This is a genomic window from Metasolibacillus fluoroglycofenilyticus (assembly GCF_003049645.1).
In the GTDB taxonomy this organism is placed as follows: domain Bacteria; phylum Bacillota; class Bacilli; order Bacillales_A; family Planococcaceae; genus Metasolibacillus; species Metasolibacillus fluoroglycofenilyticus.
Map to the genome: position 1 here is coordinate 1,634,697 of NZ_PYWK01000001.1, position 17,022 is coordinate 1,651,718.

At 36.8% G+C, this 17,022-nt stretch carries 14 protein-coding genes and 4 riboswitches; of the genes, 12 read left to right on the top strand and 2 right to left on the bottom strand.

Going from position 1 to position 17,022, the window contains the following annotated elements; translation table 11 throughout:
• The first annotated feature begins 1,030 nt into the window (after positions 1 to 1,030).
• Both C9J36_RS07645 and C9J36_RS07650 read left to right on the top strand, forming a co-directional pair.
• Entirely contained in the window at positions 1,031 to 1,789 is a 759-nt protein-coding gene (locus C9J36_RS07645; RefSeq protein WP_107942708.1) for a class I SAM-dependent methyltransferase, read from the top strand.
• Positions 1,790 to 1,931: 142 nt separating this feature from the next.
• A complete protein-coding gene (locus C9J36_RS07650; RefSeq protein ID WP_235616021.1) occupies positions 1,932 to 2,972 on the top strand; it encodes a serine hydrolase domain-containing protein in 1,041 nt (346 codons plus the stop codon).
• Between the two features lie 262 nt (positions 2,973 to 3,234).
• Here the strand turns inward: C9J36_RS07650 and pdxR are convergent, their stop codons facing one another.
• Entirely contained in the window at positions 3,235 to 4,620 is a 1,386-nt protein-coding gene (gene pdxR, locus C9J36_RS07655; RefSeq protein ID WP_107942709.1) for a MocR-like pyridoxine biosynthesis transcription factor PdxR, read from the bottom strand.
• A gap of 117 nt (positions 4,621 to 4,737) precedes the next feature.
• Here pdxR and C9J36_RS07660 point away from each other — a divergent pair, with 117 nt between their 5' ends.
• The 6 genes from C9J36_RS07660 (at position 4,738) to ribH (ending at position 10,579) form a co-directional block, all read left to right on the top strand.
• Entirely contained in the window at positions 4,738 to 5,388 is a 651-nt protein-coding gene (locus tag C9J36_RS07660) for an FMN-binding negative transcriptional regulator (protein ID WP_107942710.1), read from the top strand.
• A 272-nt stretch (positions 5,389 to 5,660) separates the two neighbouring features.
• The gene (locus C9J36_RS07665) at positions 5,661 to 6,203 is read left to right on the top strand and encodes an NADPH-dependent FMN reductase (protein WP_235616022.1); all 543 of its coding nucleotides are present in this window, start codon (positions 5,661 to 5,663) and stop codon (positions 6,201 to 6,203) included.
• A 196-nt stretch (positions 6,204 to 6,399) separates the two neighbouring features.
• A riboswitch (FMN riboswitch) is annotated at positions 6,400 to 6,517 on the top strand.
• 82 nt (positions 6,518 to 6,599) lie between these two features.
• Positions 6,600 to 6,718: riboswitch (FMN riboswitch) on the top strand.
• A gap of 83 nt (positions 6,719 to 6,801) precedes the next feature.
• Positions 6,802 to 6,919, top strand: a riboswitch (FMN riboswitch).
• 83 nt (positions 6,920 to 7,002) lie between these two features.
• A riboswitch (FMN riboswitch) is annotated at positions 7,003 to 7,120 on the top strand.
• Between the two features lie 99 nt (positions 7,121 to 7,219).
• Positions 7,220 to 8,254, top strand: a complete 1,035-nt coding sequence (gene ribD, locus C9J36_RS07670) for a bifunctional diaminohydroxyphosphoribosylaminopyrimidine deaminase/5-amino-6-(5-phosphoribosylamino)uracil reductase RibD (protein WP_107942711.1) — start codon at positions 7,220 to 7,222, stop codon at positions 8,252 to 8,254.
• A gap of 9 nt (positions 8,255 to 8,263) precedes the next feature.
• Positions 8,264 to 8,896: a riboflavin synthase gene (ribE, locus tag C9J36_RS07675; RefSeq protein ID WP_107942712.1), complete on the top strand. Its 633-nt coding sequence runs from the start codon at positions 8,264 to 8,266 to the stop codon at positions 8,894 to 8,896.
• A 15-nt stretch (positions 8,897 to 8,911) separates the two neighbouring features.
• Positions 8,912 to 10,099 (top strand): bifunctional 3,4-dihydroxy-2-butanone-4-phosphate synthase/GTP cyclohydrolase II, encoded by a 1,188-nt coding sequence (locus tag C9J36_RS07680; protein WP_107942713.1) that lies wholly within the window; start codon positions 8,912 to 8,914, stop codon positions 10,097 to 10,099.
• A gap of 15 nt (positions 10,100 to 10,114) precedes the next feature.
• The gene (ribH, locus tag C9J36_RS07685; protein ID WP_107942714.1) at positions 10,115 to 10,579 is read left to right on the top strand and encodes a 6,7-dimethyl-8-ribityllumazine synthase; all 465 of its coding nucleotides are present in this window, start codon (positions 10,115 to 10,117) and stop codon (positions 10,577 to 10,579) included.
• A gap of 118 nt (positions 10,580 to 10,697) precedes the next feature.
• On the opposite strand, the gene C9J36_RS07690 is transcribed toward ribH, so the two are convergent.
• Positions 10,698 to 11,228, bottom strand: a complete 531-nt coding sequence (locus C9J36_RS07690) for a GNAT family N-acetyltransferase (protein ID WP_107942715.1) — start codon at positions 11,226 to 11,228, stop codon at positions 10,698 to 10,700.
• A 353-nt stretch (positions 11,229 to 11,581) separates the two neighbouring features.
• On the opposite strand from C9J36_RS07690, the gene C9J36_RS07695 reads away from it, so the two are divergent.
• From C9J36_RS07695 to C9J36_RS07710, 4 genes are all read left to right on the top strand, one after another.
• Positions 11,582 to 13,390: a dynamin family protein gene (locus C9J36_RS07695; RefSeq protein WP_107942716.1), complete on the top strand. Its 1,809-nt coding sequence runs from the start codon at positions 11,582 to 11,584 to the stop codon at positions 13,388 to 13,390.
• 61 nt (positions 13,391 to 13,451) lie between these two features.
• Positions 13,452 to 14,573, top strand: coding sequence for a radical SAM/CxCxxxxC motif protein YfkAB (gene yfkAB, locus C9J36_RS07700; RefSeq protein ID WP_066163178.1), 1,122 nt, complete (start codon positions 13,452 to 13,454; stop codon positions 14,571 to 14,573).
• A gap of 33 nt (positions 14,574 to 14,606) precedes the next feature.
• Entirely contained in the window at positions 14,607 to 14,999 is a 393-nt protein-coding gene (locus tag C9J36_RS07705; RefSeq protein WP_107942717.1) for a nucleoside deaminase, read from the top strand.
• A 502-nt stretch (positions 15,000 to 15,501) separates the two neighbouring features.
• Positions 15,502 to 16,944, top strand: coding sequence for an MDR family MFS transporter (locus tag C9J36_RS07710; RefSeq protein WP_066163176.1), 1,443 nt, complete (start codon positions 15,502 to 15,504; stop codon positions 16,942 to 16,944).
• The last annotated feature ends 78 nt before the right edge of the window (positions 16,945 to 17,022 follow it).

Sequence of the window (17,022 nt, forward strand, 5' to 3'; positions counted from 1 at the left end):
GTGAATCATTTCAGATGTATTACCTAATCGCTCTGCAGTAGCTTTCTCTGGAAAGCTATTATTCATTAGTATTGTTGCGTGAGTATTTCTTAACTAATGGATTATACAGTAAAGTATTGGCTCTCCGGAAAATAGAGAGGAGTTGTCCGAAAAGTCCATTTTGTTTTGACACCGTATTGAAATAAATGTTTTCATCGCTTCCCTTTTACTGAAGGATAACGCTGCTAAAGCCAATGTTCATCCCATTTTTAAAAGAGGCGTTCCCTGCTTATATGAATCAACATTTTACGAAACATCATCGCTACTGTCCAAAATGCCGGCTATGCACTGCTTTTTGGACAGCCCTATGCTTTTTATTTTTTTGTGAAATAACAATATACTTTTGGATTCTTATTTGATTTAAAAATCTTCATTTTCCCATTTTTTCTTTCAAGCTTGGTGCTATGTAATAGGAAAAAAATAGTTTTATGAAGTTTGGCAACAACCATTTTAGATATGTTGTTACTTAGTATTATAGATAAAAGAGTGCGTATAAGAAATGGTTTTCTTATAACAAGTAGGAATTAAAAGATTTAATGACAATGTTAAATCGTTGAGATAAAGCTAAAAAGTTTTTATCAGAAAAATTACTTAGAAAATATATCTAGATATGCTAAAGCTCATCTTGTTGTTGATGCCAACTTTGTAGTTTGCAATATCCTCAAAACACTGCCATGGCTGAGAAATCAACTTGCGCTAGTGTTCCATATACCTTTTCAAACCAAATCCACGGAAAAAAAGTTATTTAATTTTAAATGCTTCCTTTTAAATAAGCGGGGCAGGTTAATTCAATAAGATATTTATGGATTTAATACACATTGAAATATTTGGATGAATCCTAAAAAAGTGTATAATATAATAATAATCTATAGAAAGTGAGTGATTTAATATGATAGTCAGCTCTTTACCTACATCAAAAAACAAACTTGAGGTGCGGAAGCTTTAATAATCTCAATAAAATTCTTCCGCATATACTATTGGAGGAAATGAAATGTTTAGTTATTATGGTGCATTAAGTACGGAAGTATATGATTTTACCAAACCTGTGGGGTATTCAATTGGCGGTGACATTGAATATTATCTTGAAAGATTAAAAGGAACGAAAGGGAAAATACTTGAAGCTGCTGTCGGTTCAGGCCGATTCTTAATTCCCCTACTTGAAAATGGATTTATTGTTGATGGTATTGATTATTCAACTGAAATGTTAGATTCTTGTCGAAAACGATGCAAAGAAAGAGGCTTAAATCCGAAGCTATATGAAGGGAACTTACGTAGTTTTTCTTTGGAATCAAAATATGAGGCGATCGTTATACCTACTGGCTCCTTTTGTTTAATCGACAATTTTACGGATGCTAAAAACGCTCTGAAATGCTTTTATAATCATCTAATGCCCGAAGGACGTCTAATAGTTGATTTGCTATTACCAAGTAATTGGCGTACAGAAGAAATTACTACTGCAACCTTTCCTCTTTCTAATGAAGAAGGCATTACATTAGAAAGCAGGTCAATTGAAATCAACTGGATTGACCAATATACCTTATCTTATTTAAAATACGAGAAATGGAGAGATGGTAAGCTCGTAGACACAGAATTACAGAAATTTGCAATGAGATGGTATGGAATGGAAGAATTCAAACTGATTTTAGAAAGCGTTGGTTTTTCTGATATTACATGTTCTGCCGATTATTCTTTCAAAAAGCAACCATCAAAAGATTGCCAACTCATTACATTTGAGGCTGTACGAAAATAATCTAATCGTACATTTCTGAAATGGGATGTTTGCAAAAGAACTGAGCGTTATTTTTTCGTTCTGTGAACTAGATGAGAATAATAAAATGAGGGACTCACCAAAGATGATGAGTCCCTTTTAATATTCTAAGGAGAGTGAAAAATTGATTTTAAAGAACGTGAATGATTACACAAACTTATTTGAAGATGTACGTACTCATGTGATGGAAAGTGCTGAAAAGTTGGGTGCTAGCGGTGGTGCTCTATTTATTATTCAGAACGATAAAATCGCAAAAGAATCTTATTTTGGTAAGCAGTCTAATGCAAAACTTGCTCGAGATGTTCAAGTAGACACTCAATTCCATATTGCATCTGTAAGAAAAGCTTATATTGGTTTTGCTGCAGCTTATGCTATATACAATGGTTACTTTTCCATGGATGATACAGTTCAGCAGTTTGTTGAAGATTCGAATTTAGCTGCATATGAGGGGGTAACTATTCGTCACTTATTAACCCATACACATGGATTAAAAATTGTTGACGGCAATAAACTAGTAAGTGAATATAAACCTGGTGAATCATGGGCATATAGAGGTCCAAGCATTGATTTATTGACAATGATTATCCGAAAAACAACGGGACAGTCTGTTGCTGAAATTATTAAATCACAGGTTATTGAACCACTAGGCTTTCAATCAACAGAATGGATTAAGATGAGTAAGCCTCATTCAAAAATTGCAAACGCTATTCGAGATGCAGATAACCCATTTTGGACGAAGACGGATGTAGTAGATGGTTCTGGAATGAATATGTATGTGTCTGCACAGGAGCTTGCTTTATGGGGTTACATTCATTTAACAGAAGGGAAATGGGGAGGAAAACAGATTATTCCTAGAGAAATCATTCAAATGGCTACATCCATTCAAACTCCCAACCCAACACTTCCTATTCAAAAGAATGGATTTTTATGGTTTGTAAAAGACACAAACCTTAGTTTTAACCAAATAGGCGACACAGTTCCACAAGGATCCTATCAATTACTTGGCTACACCAATGTAGCTTTGCTCGTCATTCCAGAGGAAAACGTAGTAGCAGTAAGAATGCTCAACCGTTACGGCTCACCTAAAGGATACGATTATTTAAGCGACATTCGGTCTTTTGGAGATACTGTTTATAAATGTTCTATAAAATTAACAATGCAATAGCATTATAATTAAAAGGTGTTGCAGAGATACTCAAATGCATATGAAATTCCACAAAGAGGAACGATTGCTAAGCAACACCATTACGAAATAATTCAACTTTTTTTGTAAAAACAAAACTAAGATTTACTGAGAAAGAATCCATTTTGATTAATCTTTTTTTCAAGCTGTATTCTTTCTGTTTATTGTTAAATACTAGATTGTAGGATTTTTTTAATCAAACTTTAGCATAAGTAATTATCGAAATATTCGGATTTCATAATGGTTAAGTCCAAGCTTCTTTTAAAAGCCGAATACCTAACTGAATTTCTTCACACGAGAGATTGCTAAATCCAAGCTTTATAGCTGGTTCAACTATATGATTTTGTACTGAATAAATGGAAGTAGGATACACTTTCACCCCTAGTAAAGATGCGCGGTTAATTAAACATTCTTCAGTAAGGTTTAAGTGTATTTTCACTAATACAAACAAACCAGATTGCTCTCCTATAATTGAAATCGTATCTTTGAAATGTTTTCTTAATTCCGTAGTAATGCATTGCATTTTTCGCTTATAAACGAGGCGCATTCGCTTAATATGTCGATTCCATTCACCTTCCTGCATAAAATTAGCCATCGCAAGTTGGTGTAGAAGGGAGGCAGTGCATTCGAAAGCTGACCACTGTTTTTTATAGTTCGATAGCAGCATTTCTGGAAGTACCATATAACTAATACGTATTCCAGGAAGAAATGATTTAGAAAAATTACCTAAATAAATAACTCTTGTTGAATCAATAGAGGCAAGAGCCGGAAATGGTTGCTGCGTATAGCGAAATTCACTATCATAATCATCCTCTATTACATAACCTTCTTTACTATTAGCCCACTGGATGAGCTCTAACCTTTCCTTTATCGACATACTAACACCAAGAGGGCTTTGATGGGAGGGAGTAACATAAATGAGGCGAGACAACAGTTCATTTAATTTTGAGAAATCGACACCTGATTTAAAGACGGGGATTGTTTCAATGGACAAATTATGGAATTTAAAAGCTTCTCTTGCACCATCATAGCCTGGGTCTTCGACAATAATACTAGAAAATTCCCTTTTTAAAATTTCGATGAGATTGATTAACATTTGTTGTGTTCCACTACCAATAATTATTGAATCAACACTTGTCCTTACACCACGAGATTGAAATAAATAGGTGGCAATTTGTTCACGTAAACAATGTTCACCAAAAGGGTTTCCATAATAATAGCTTTGCTGTGTATATAAAACTTGATTCGTCATTCTTCGCCAAATTTTCAAGGGGAAATGCTGTTGGTCTACTGTTCCCGCACGAAAATCAATCAGAATATGTTTACTTTCTTTTAATTCAAGCTCTTTATTATTGATGTTCATCAAATTATTTTGAAACAAAGATGAATCTACTTTATTTACAAAATACCCTTTGCGACCTTCGCTGCGAATATAGCCTTCAGCCATAAGCTGTTCATAGGCTGTAAGTGTAGTATTCCTACTTACTGAAAGTGAATTTGCGAGTTCACGAATAGAAGGTAGCTGGTCATTAATTGAAATGTCACCATTCTCAATATACAACTTGAACTGCTCATAAATTTGTTTATATTTAGGTGAAGTATTATTAAAGATAAATATAGTATTTTTCATTTATATAATAACCCCTGACATGCATATTTGTTTATAATTGTACCTTTTTTTATGTCAGCGAACAATGTATGATTTTTTTAATAGCTTAGATTAAATAGATAAAGGGGATAATAAAACATGTTTATACCAAAGTATTATAAGGTTACGGATTTTAAAGAAATTACAAATTTTATTAATGAAAATTCATTTGGAACTTTAGTTACAATAAAAAATGAAATACCAATAGCGACACATATTCCTTTATTGCTAAATCAGGAAGAGGAAGATTATTTTATTACTGGCCATATGGCTTATGGAAATCCCGCGTGGAGAACTTTTGAAGCATGCAAGGAAGTGCTTGTTATGTTCCAAGGGCCTCATGCGTATATTTCTTCCTCTTGGTATGGACATGAAAATGTTCCTACTTGGAATTACCAAGCGGTCCATGTATATGGAAAGGCGAGTATTTTAGACAAAGAAGAGCTAGTACAGGACTTAACATTATTGCTTGAAAAATACGAGGCTAATCGAGAAAATCCGATTTTATGGGATACACTTTCCCCTGAGTTATTAGCAGCTGAACTTAAGGGGATTGTTGGCTTTAAAATTAAAATAAGAGAAATTCAAGCTTCGTATAAAATGAGCCAGAATCGCAATGAAGTGGATTATCGAAATATTGTAGCGCAACTACAAAATGAGCCGAATGCTGATTCGCACCGTATGGCAGAAGCAATGAAGAAAAGAGAGGAATTTAGAGGCAATAAAAATGCTGCTCAGAAAGAGCAGTGAAAACTAATATGTCATATAGGGGCTGTCAGAAAAGGAATACCCTTTCTGACAGCCCCTACTCAATGTAAGTTTTTTGAATATAAAAAGTGAATTTGGGGAAAATAGAATAGGTAAAATTTTTTAACTTCTATCAGCACTATTTTTGTGCTAATAGCAAAGTGGCAGGTATAGGAAGTACGCTCACTGTTATAGGGTCTTTTGACGTAGGGGAGGCGTTGTTTATCGGGTTTTTAGCCAAATTTTTCGTTTCAAAACATGAGGAGGAGCAAGCAATGACAGCATTAAATATTGGTATTATTATTGGTTCAACACGTGAAGGACGTGTAAGCCCACAGGTAGCACAATGGGTAAAGGAAATTGCAAATCAAAGAAATGATGCAAACTATACAGTAATCGATATTGCTAATTACAAATTGCCTTTATTAGGTGAGCCTGGTCAGGATGCATCTGGAGCAAAGGGCTGGTCAGAAATTATTGCAAAACAAGATGGGTTTGTATTTATCGTTCAAGAGTACAATCATTCTATTACAGGCGCTTTGAAAAATGCGATTGATTATTTAAGAGTAGAATGGAATAACAAGGCAGCAGGAATTGTCTCCTATGGCTCTGTAGGTGGTGCTCGTGCTGCGGAGCATTTGCGCGGTATTATGGGAGAGCTGTTAGTAGCAGATGTGCGTGTTCATCCAGCTCTTTCATTATTTACAGATTTCGAAAACGGAACTGATTTCAAACCGAAAGATGTTCAGGCAGATTCAGTAAATCAGATGTTAGACCAATTAATTTCATGGTCAAAAGCATTATCTACAATTCGGTAGGTCTACTATGAGGGGAACGTTAGCGTAATACATTGTTGTTTTTTGAAATATAATCTTTTTATAGAGAAGCGCATACATTTTCTTCGACTAAAAACATTTTTTAAATCTTTCTTTTAATATTTCATAAAATAAAAAACGTTTCTTTTGATAGACTAGATTTTTTGCATTATTGCTGTATAATTAAAGCCAGCATAAATATCACCTTCGGGGTCGGGTGCAAATCCCAATCGGCGGTATAGCCCGCGAGCTTTATTAAGCAGGATTCGGTGAAATTCCGAAGCCGACAGTAACAGTCTGGATGAGAGAAGGTAGGCAAAAAAGCGACATTCGTGTGGCTTTATTTGAAAATGCCTTTTAACGACCCCACATTTCTAAGTGGGGTCTTTTTAATTGAATAAATTCCTTCGGGGTCGGGTGCAAGTCCCAATCGGCGGTATAGCCCGCGAGCTTTTTTTAAGCAGGATTCGGTGAAATTCCGGAGCCGACAGTAACAGTCTGGATGAGAGAAGGTAGGCAAAAAAAGCGACATTCGTGTGGCTTTATTTGAAGATGCCTTTTAACGACTCCACATTTCTAAGTGGGGTCTTTTTAATTGAATAAATTCCTTCGGGGTCGGGTGCAAGTCCCAATCGGCGGTATAGCCCGCGAGCTTTATTAAGCAGGATTCGGTGAAATTCCGGAGCCGACAGTAACAGTCTGGATGAGAGAAGGTAGGCAAAAAAAGCGACATTCGTGTGGCTTTATTTGAAGATGCCTCTTAACGACCCCGCATTTCTAAGTGGGGTCTTTTTAATTGAATAAATTCCTTCGGGGTCGGGTGCAAGTCCCAATCGGCGGTATAGCCCGCGAGCTTTATTAAGCAGGATTCGGTGAAATTCCGAAGCCGACAGTAACAGTCTGGATGAGAGAAGGTAGGCGAAAAAAATTAGCTATGGTGCTAGTTTATTTAGTGACGCCTTCTTCGTAAAAGCCCCCTATTTAAGGTGGCTTTTTATTTTTCAAAGGGAGGTGACTGAATGAGTGATGAACAAGTTATGCAATTCGCTTTGAGCTTGGCAAAATCAGGTAGTAATCAAACTTCTCCTAATCCACTTGTTGGGTGTGTTATTACAAAAAATGAGGAGATTATAGGTTTTGGTGCTCATCTTAAATTCGGAGAGGCACACGCGGAAATTAATGCCTTAAAAATTGCAGGTGAGAGAGCGGAGGGTTCGAAGGTTTACGTTACACTTGAGCCATGTAGCCATGTTGGGCAAACAGGTCCATGTGTTGAGGCACTAATTAGAGCGCAGGTTGCACATGTTTTTATTGCGACGCTGGATCCGAACCCACTTGTAGCTGGACGGGGAGTTCGAAGGTTGGAGGAGGCGGGCATTACGGTAAGTATAGGATTATGTGAAGAAGAGGCAAAAGTATTAAATGAAGCATTTTTTTATTATATTTCACATCGTTTACCTTACGTTACATTAAAGCAAGCCATTTCGTTGGACGGTAAAATTACTGCTGAAATAGGGAAGCAAACTGCAATCACGGGTAGGCTTGTTCAAAAGGATGTGCATTATACAAGGTCAACACATGATGCTATTTTAGTAGGCTCAAATACGATTTGCATCGATGACCCAAGCTTAACGAATCGTTGTAGTACCTCAAACAAACAACCGATTCGAATTGTTATTGATCGTGATGGAAAAGTACCAAATTCAGCGAAAGTTTTTAATGATAAAACGGCTCTAACTTGGCTTTTTACAACAAAATCTCGTAAATTAGCAGGTGTTCGTACGTTTGTGATAGAGGATTGTTCCTTGCGAAATGTATTAAGAAAGCTAGCAGACGAAGGGATTATGACTTTATATGTTGAGGCTGGCTGTAAAATGGCGGATGCCTTTTTACAACAACAATTCGTACAAAAAATGATTATATACATTGCGCCTAAGCTATTAGGAACAAATGCGCTTTCAATGACAACAATTGCTTTGCAAGAAGCGTTTACTTTTACTAAAGTTGAAAAAATCGGTGAAGATATTAAATTAACAATGATGATGATGAAATGAGGTGTACAGTTGTTTACTGGAATTATTGAAGAGCTCGGTACGATTGAGAAAATGGCAAAAGGGCAGGAATCAATCGCTCTTACAATTGGCGCTAAAAAAGTTATAGCAGATTTGAAAGTTGGCGATAGCATTGCTGTAAATGGAGTATGTTTAACTGTAACAAGCTTTACAAATACGAAATTCACGACAGATGTTATGCCTGAGACGGTCCGTGCAACCTCACTATCGCAATTGCAAATAGGTTCCGTTGTTAACTTAGAGCGTGCTATGGCTGCTAATGGGCGTTTTGGAGGGCATTTCGTATCGGGTCATATTGATGAGGTAGGGTCTATTTTACGTAAACGTTCGTTCGCGAATGCAGTTTATTTTGATATAAAAACATCTCATGAATCAACTGCACTTTGTATACCACGTGGGTCAATCGCAATTGATGGTATTAGTTTAACAATATTTGATTTACAAAAAGAAATGGTTACGATTTCGATTATTCCACATACATTTAATGAGACAACACTTGGATTTAAACGTGAAGGTGACCTAGTTAATATAGAAACAGATTTATTAGGAAAATACATTGCCAAGCAGCTACAAACAAAATCAACAACGTTAACGGAGGATTTTTTACAACAAAATGGATTTTAAAGGCGGGATAATATTATGTTTAATACGATAGAAGAGGCAATTGCTGACTTAAAGCAGGGGAAAGTGATTATTGTTGTAGATGATGAGAATCGTGAGAATGAAGGCGATTTTGTTGCATTAGCTGAATATGCCACGCCCGATGTGGTTAATTTTATGGCAACGTATGGAAAAGGATTAATTTGTACACCGATTGATTTACAAATAGCGCAAACTCTTCAGCTTGAGCCAATGGTTACAAATAATACGGATAAGCATCAAACGGCATTTACTGTAAGTATTGATTATATTGATACTACAACAGGAATTAGTGCTTTTCAAAGAGCATTAACTATCGAAAAAATGCTTGATGATAAGACGGAGCCACAGCACTTCCGTCGTCCCGGGCATGTTTTTCCTTTAATCGCAAAAAAGAATGGGGTACTCGAAAGACCTGGACATACAGAGGCAGCGGTAGATTTAGCAATACTTAGTGAAAGTAAAAAGGCTGCGGTTATCTGTGAAATAATGAATGAGGATGGCACGATGGCTCGTCTACCCCAATTAAAAAAAATGGCCTTAGATTTTAATATGAAGCTTATTACGATAGAAAGCTTAATTCAATACCGTCTTAAAAAAGAGCTAATTATCTCACGTGAAGCAGCAATTCAACTGCCATCACATTATGGTGATTTTACAATGATTGGCTATGCTAATCCAATTGATTTTAAGGAGCATGTTGCTGTTGTTAAAGGGGATTTGTCCAATGTAGAAGCACCGCTAATACGTGTTCACTCTGAATGTTTAACAGGCGATATTTTTAATTCAAAACGCTGTGATTGCGGAGCTCAGTTACAACAGGCACTTGCTAAAATCGAGCAGGAAGGAGTAGGGGCCATCCTTTATATGCGGCAAGAGGGGCGAGGAATAGGGTTATTAAATAAATTAAAAGCATACGAATTACAAGAAAAAGGCTTTGACACAGTAGAAGCTAATGAAATGCTTGGCTTTGCTTGTGAACTACGCAATTACAGTTTATGTGCGCAAATGCTAATAGAATTGGGGGTAACACAAATTCGTTTATTAACGAATAATCCAGATAAAGTAGCGCAGCTGGAGCGATACGGTATAAAAGTAGTAGAACGTGTACCCCTTATTACGGGGTTAGTAGAAGAAAATGCTAATTATCTAAATACAAAAAAAGAGAAGATGGCACATTTATTATAAAAGGAGGAATTATTGATGGTAAAAACATTTGAAGCACAGCTTGTAGGTACAGGATTAAAGATAGGTATTGTTGTTGGACGCTTTAACGAATTTATTAATGATAAACTATTAGCCGGTGCAATTGACGGTTTAAAACGCCATGGCGTAGAGGAAGATGCTATTGATGTGGCTTGGGTACCGGGAGCGTTTGAAGTACCCTTTATAGCAAAAAAGATGGCAGAATCTCAAAAATATGATGCTGTCATCGGACTTGGTACAGTTATTCGTGGAGCTACAACGCACTATGATTACGTTTGCAACGAGTCCGCAAAAGGAATTGCTAGTGTAGGTCTGCAAACGGGTGTTCCAACTATTTTTGGAATTGTTACAACCGAAACAATCGAACAAGCAATTGAGAGAGCTGGAACGAAAGCTGGTAATAAAGGCTATGATGCTGCAGTTGCTGCAATTGAGATGGCTAATTTATCAAAAATGTTTTAAGCTGGGATAACTTCAATATGTAAGCGTTGTGTCTCTAATTCTCTGAATTACCAAGCGGTAAGGCTGTCTAAAAAGTAAGTTAGGACACTACTTTTTAGACAGCCTAATAAATTTCATTTTAATCTGTTTTTAAGAGCGAGTAAATATTGATGTCTATAAAGCTTGCTTTAGATTTTTCGTATTGTCTAAGCGTTCCTTCAAATGTGAAATTAAGTTTTTGTAGTACTTTGATTGAATTGGCATTGCTAGGCTCTACCTTTGCTTCGATTCTGTTCAACCCTAAGTTTTCAAAAGCATAATGAACCAATGCTTTAATACCTTCAGGAGCATAACCCATGCCCCAATAGGCTTTAGCAATATCATAACCGATTTCTGCTTTCGAGTTTTCGAAGTCTATTGAATTAAATCCGCAAGTACCAATTATTTCATGGGATTTAATTTCAATCATACTGAAGCGAATTGCTTTATTAGCCTGAGCTAAATTTTCTAGGAGCTCAATCATTTCTTTTGCTTGTGTTTCGTCTGTGAAATTAGAAATGTTCATAAATTTAGTTACATCCGGGTCAGACCAAATTTTAAATAAGCTGTGTGAGTCTGAAACTTGCATTCTTCTTAAATGCAGTCTTTTGGTGTTTAATTCTTTTATCAATACTTTTACCTCCAATATTTTTTATAGGTTGAATAAAAAATATTGTCATCCGCGCATAGTTCAGTCCCTTCAAATTGGAATAACTGTATTATAGCAAAAAATAAATTTTTTTTTAGCCTTTAATTAAAATTGCTTTTGCTGCATTCTTTTTAAGCTGGCAAACAATGAATGATTATCAAAATTTGTACATTTATGCGTATTGTCCTACTAAAATTTTATTATTATCATTTACGTGGTTCATATTTAGGTCTTTTTGCTTTTCATCTTTAAGCAAATTAGACTTATCATTAAAAGTAGCCATAAATAATAGTAACTAGAGGGGCTACGTCACCGCACTAAAAAGAGATGGGAGAGTGGAGCGAAATATGGAAACAAATTCATTACATCAACTTATTGAGCGCATGAAGCCACTGCATGTTATGTTAGAGCAAAATACATATATAACTGATACAACGAAGCGCCTAAAGCTAATTATTGAGGACGCTCGCGAGAAAGAAGCATTGCTTTTTTTAGGAAAAGAGCGTGTTGGAAAGACGACACTTATTAATGCTTTATTAGGGAGAGAATTACTGTCTGTAAGTACGAAAAATCCAACTAGTGTTAATACATTGATTAAGTACGGTGAGCGTGAATGTGTCAAGGCATATTTTTATGATGGCATGATTGCGACATTCGATATTGATAAAATCCAGCTACTAACAACAGGTGACACTTTTAGTGCTCAAATTATTCGAGAGCATTTAGATTATATTGAAGTTTATATTCAGCATGAGTTATTGCAGCATGCAACAATTGTGGATACGGTTGCGTTGCAAGTAGGCGCGGATAATACTGCTTATTTTTCCAACGTCATGTTGGAGCGGGTGCAAGAAGTATTTTGGGTATTGCGCAATGGCTCTGCTGCAACCTTAGATGAATATAATTTATTAGTTAAAATGAATGAACAAAATATAAAGCCATACTTTATTGTTAATGCTGTCGATGAGCGTGCGGCGACCACTAGCAATTTTATGAAAGAGGAGCTAGCGCGATACGGAGAGCTGTGTAAGGAAATGCTTAGTGTTTCTGCTTTGCAGGCAATTGAGGCGAAAAAAACGAATAATACACAGCTTCTTATTGATTCAAATATTACACAGCTTGCTCAACTAGTGAAAGAGGTTGCTCACAATCCTGCAAAAAAAATGCAGCATACGGCAGAGCGCTTTAGTAGATGGTTAACTCGATTGTATAGTGAATTCGCAATGATTCCAGAGCGGGAGCCTTATTTATCTGCATTTGAAAGCATAAAGAAATACGTAGAGGAAGCGAATGTAGAGTTTTCATTGCAACAGCGAGATATGGCGATTTTAGCTGAATTTGAAGAGGAGTACAAGCAAGCTAGTCAAGTGTTAAAATCAGTCCAAACTTTATATCAGTTATTACAAGTTTTAGCAACTGAATTGTATTTACGTGATGACAGGATTGAACAATTTGAGGGGCAGGCTATTGCTTATCAAGAGGCGGTTCGTGATTATCGAAAATGCCATGCAGAATATGCGCAGTTACTTGCACAGGTCGATAAGCAATTTGAAAAAACATACAGTGTACCTCTTGTAGAAGGGCTGCATAACGCTAATAGTCTAACTGATTATTTTACAGAGCAGATTGGCCGACTTGATGAGCTACAGCAGCAATGTGCCACGCTATTTGAAATAATTAAAGAAAAGGAAAAGGATATTTTCCGTCAATTATACACAGTGCAAAATCATATTACTGCACTAGCAGGTGGGCGATTACAAGCAATTTTGCAGCAAGTGAATGATTTAAGCAGGCAACAGCTAAGAGAGCGCACATTTATGCAGTCCTATTCCGATAAATTAAATGAATTTACTTGCATTGTTGAGGCACAAAACTTTGTGCGCGATGCGATTCGTCCATTTTTACAGAGCGAGGATATTTTGCTATCAGCAGAGCAGCTTGAAAGCACACTAGCAACAATTGATGCCATTGCGGCACTATCATTACCTCATCAGCAGCTTAACGAGCAAATGCCAACATTATTGAATGAGCATACAATTATAAAATGTGATTTTGATTCAAAGTATAAATTGCAGCCATTGCATTTAACGGAGGCGGATGTCGTATCAGCGGAGCTACCAGAGCTTCCCGAAAAACTACTATAAGGCGTAATTGATAAACTCCCTAAACTATGCGAAAATCGTATATGTAGAAAGGGAGTTTTTTATGAATACATTGTATAAACCTCATGATCAATGGGAGAGTTATCATGATATTGATCGCTATGGCAAATTAACCTTATCAAATATTGAGTTCACAACGACGAACTTATGCAATATGCGCTGTGCTCATTGTGCTGTTGGCTACACGCTACAAACAAAGGAAGCACCTGCAATTCCTAGTGAGATTATTATTAAACAACTTGACCGTGTTGAAACACTACGTGTGATGAGCTTTACAGGTGGTGAACCTCTTTTAACAAAACGAGGCATTCGAGATAATTTATTACCGCTTCTAAAATATGCCAAAAACCGCGGCATCAAAACGCAAATCAATTCTAATTTAACATTACCGATGTCGCATTATGAGCTAGTAGCACCTTATTTGGATGTGATGCACATTTCACATAATTGGTGCGATGAAAAGGAATTTGTAGAAACAGGCTTTGCGATGATGCAACAAAAGCCACCTGTTGAAAAAAGAGCCGAGCTATATCGTAATATTTTTGATAATGCCCGTGAATTATCAAAGGGCGGGTTATTCGTATCAGCAGAAACGATGCTAAATCGCAATACATTACCATTTATCGAGAAAATTCATGATGAAGTGGCAAATGAAATGCTTTGTAAGCGCCACGAAATACATCCAATGTATGCAAGCGATTTTGCAAGCGCACTCGATGTGATTAATTTGAATGAGTACCGGGCTGCTGTCAATCAAATTCTAGATTTCCGCAATGAAGATATTTGGATTTTATTTGGCACATTGCCGTTTTATCCATGTAGTACAGATGAGCTTGACCAAGCTTTGCTGGCACGTATCCGCAATGCGTCAAATATTACGATTCGTAATGATGTAGACGGTCGTTCACGTATGAATTTGAACATTTTCACAGGTGATGTATCGGTATCAGACTTTGCTGATGATGGCTCCGCATTAGGCAATATTCAAACTGCCTCATTGGAAGATATTTATGAGAAATGGCTAAGCACGAATATTTCATCCAGTATTAATTGCCATTGCCCAGCAGTAAAATGCTTAGGGCCAAATATTATTGTGAAAAATATGTACTATCCAACAAAAGAATTTACAAGTGGAACAGTGCGAGCTGTAGGTGTTGGTCACTAATAAATTTCAACGCTATTGAAGGGAGAGAATTGTATGCATGAAAAATTTATGGCACAAGCGATTCAGCTTGCAGAAGACAATGCCGCACAAGGCAAGCAACCTTATGGGGCGGTGCTTGTCAAGGATGGAGAAGTAATTGCAGTAGGGGTAAATGAGGTAGAAGCAACATTTGATCCGACAGCACATGCAGAAACATTGGCAGTGAAGGAGGCTTGCCAAAAGCTAAAAACATTCGACTTATCGGGCTATATTATGTATGCGAGCGGGGAGCCTTGCCCAATGTGTCTTGGTACAATGTACTTAACAAATATTTCAGAAGTATATTATGCAACTCCTTGCGTTCCAGGTGGCCTATCTGCTGCTATTTATGAGGAGCTAAAGCTTCCCCAAGCAAAGCGGACAATGATGCAAATTCGTAAGCTATAGGGCTAAGAGGCAAGTCGCACATAGCTAGTTTTTGACCACCAATTTAGCTTATTGAAATAGAGAAGACTAGGCGCTGTCCAATGGAGTTGTCCGAAAAGTCCATTTTGTTTTGCCACCGCATTGAAATGAATGTTTTCATTGCTTCCCTTTTACTGAAGGATAACACTGCTAAAGCCAATGTTCATCCCATTTTTAAAAGAGGCGTTTTCTGTTTATATCAATCTCCATTTTGCGAAACATCATCGCTACTATCCAAAATGCCAGGTATGCACGGCTTTTTGGACAGTAGCGATAGTGTTGTAGCAAAAAGAAAGAAATAAAAAACCTTACCGTCAATACACTGTCAAAACAAAGATTTCCTTTTTAGTTTACGAAAGCTGGAAATCCGCATATACATCCTGCAATGTAAAAAATCGCTGTTAGCGTTTTTTTTATCTTTCCTCTTTCATTTTCTCCTTAAAATTGTTAATGTATGACATGCAGGAAAGGTAAAGGTGACAAAATGAATAAAGTATTTATCGCATTGCTACTCGTAACAGCATTAGCTGCAATTGAAGGAACAATTGTTAGTACAGCCATTCCGAGTATAACCGCTGATTTATTAGGCGTTGATTTAATAAGTTGGATTTATTCTGCCTATTTATTAGCTTCAGCAATTGCAGCAATTATATTTGGTAAGCTGGCCGATTTATTTGGACGTAAACGAATGATTATTATCGGTATTATTATTTTCTTAGTTGGCTCCATTTTATGTGGATTAGCGCAAACGATGGAGCAATTAATTGTTTTCCGCGCCGTTCAAGGGATTGGGGCCGGCTCCATTTTACCAATTACATTAACGATGGTTGGGGAGTTATTTAAAACGGAAAAAGAGCGCGCTAAAGGGCAAAGCTATTTAAGCATGGTATGGGGCGTATCTGGGGTTATCGGTCCTTTATGTGGAGGCTTTATCGTCGATCAAGTTTCATGGCATTTTATTTTCTTCATCAATGTGCCGTTTGGGTTAGCTTCTATTTATTTAATTGCCAAGCATTACAGTGAGCAATTGGAGGTAGTGAAGCGGAAAATTGATTATTTAGGTGCTGTCTTATTTACAATTGGGATGGTTGCGCTTTTATATGTGATTATCGACAACAGTAAAACGCAGGCTTGGTTCGAGAGTAGCTCACTTATTATGTATGCAGTAGCACTTGGATTTTTAGCCGCTTTTATAAGAGTGGAGCTGAAGGCAGAGGAGCCAATCATTCCATTAACATTGTTTAAAAATGGGCGTTTAATGGTTATTAACGGTTTAACGCTCTGTGCGATGTCAATTGTGATTGGAGTTACAGTATATATTCCGATATTCGCCCAAAGTGTACTCGGTAAAAATGCCACACAGGCTGGTTTATTATTAACGCCGATGTCAATATTCTGGACCGTCAATTCGATTATGGCAGGTCATTTAATCGGGCGCTTAACGAATAAACGTATTATCCAAATGGGAACGATATTGCTTACTATTGGTACAATATTACTTGCCAGATTAACTGCCGGCTCTAGCGATTTGAGCGTTTATATCGGCTCCTCATTAGTCGGACTTGGGATGGGCTTTATTATGCCTATGCTAATGATTTCCATTCAAAAAGTGGCTGATCCGAGGCAGCTTGGTACATCAATTGGATTGAATTCTTTTACAAATACATTTAGCCAAGCTATCGGTGCAGCTTTTTTCGGGATGATTTTTAACCTGATTACAAGTGATAAGATGGCCTCGTTAGGAAAAGGGGAAATTCAATTAAATGGTGAATTTGCAAAGGGCGGCTTTAGTGCAGATGAAGTTAGCTTTTTACAGCAAACAATTGCTGGGGGGGTTAGCTATATTTATATAGCGGCTCTATTATTCGCCGTATGCGCATTTATTTTCTCGTTCTTTATTGCGACAAAGTCAAAAATGCGGATTTAAAATAAAGGCTGTTCAGAAAATGTATTATTTTTCTGGCAGCCATTTTTAATTTCTTTCAGTAATTTTTTCTGAGACGGG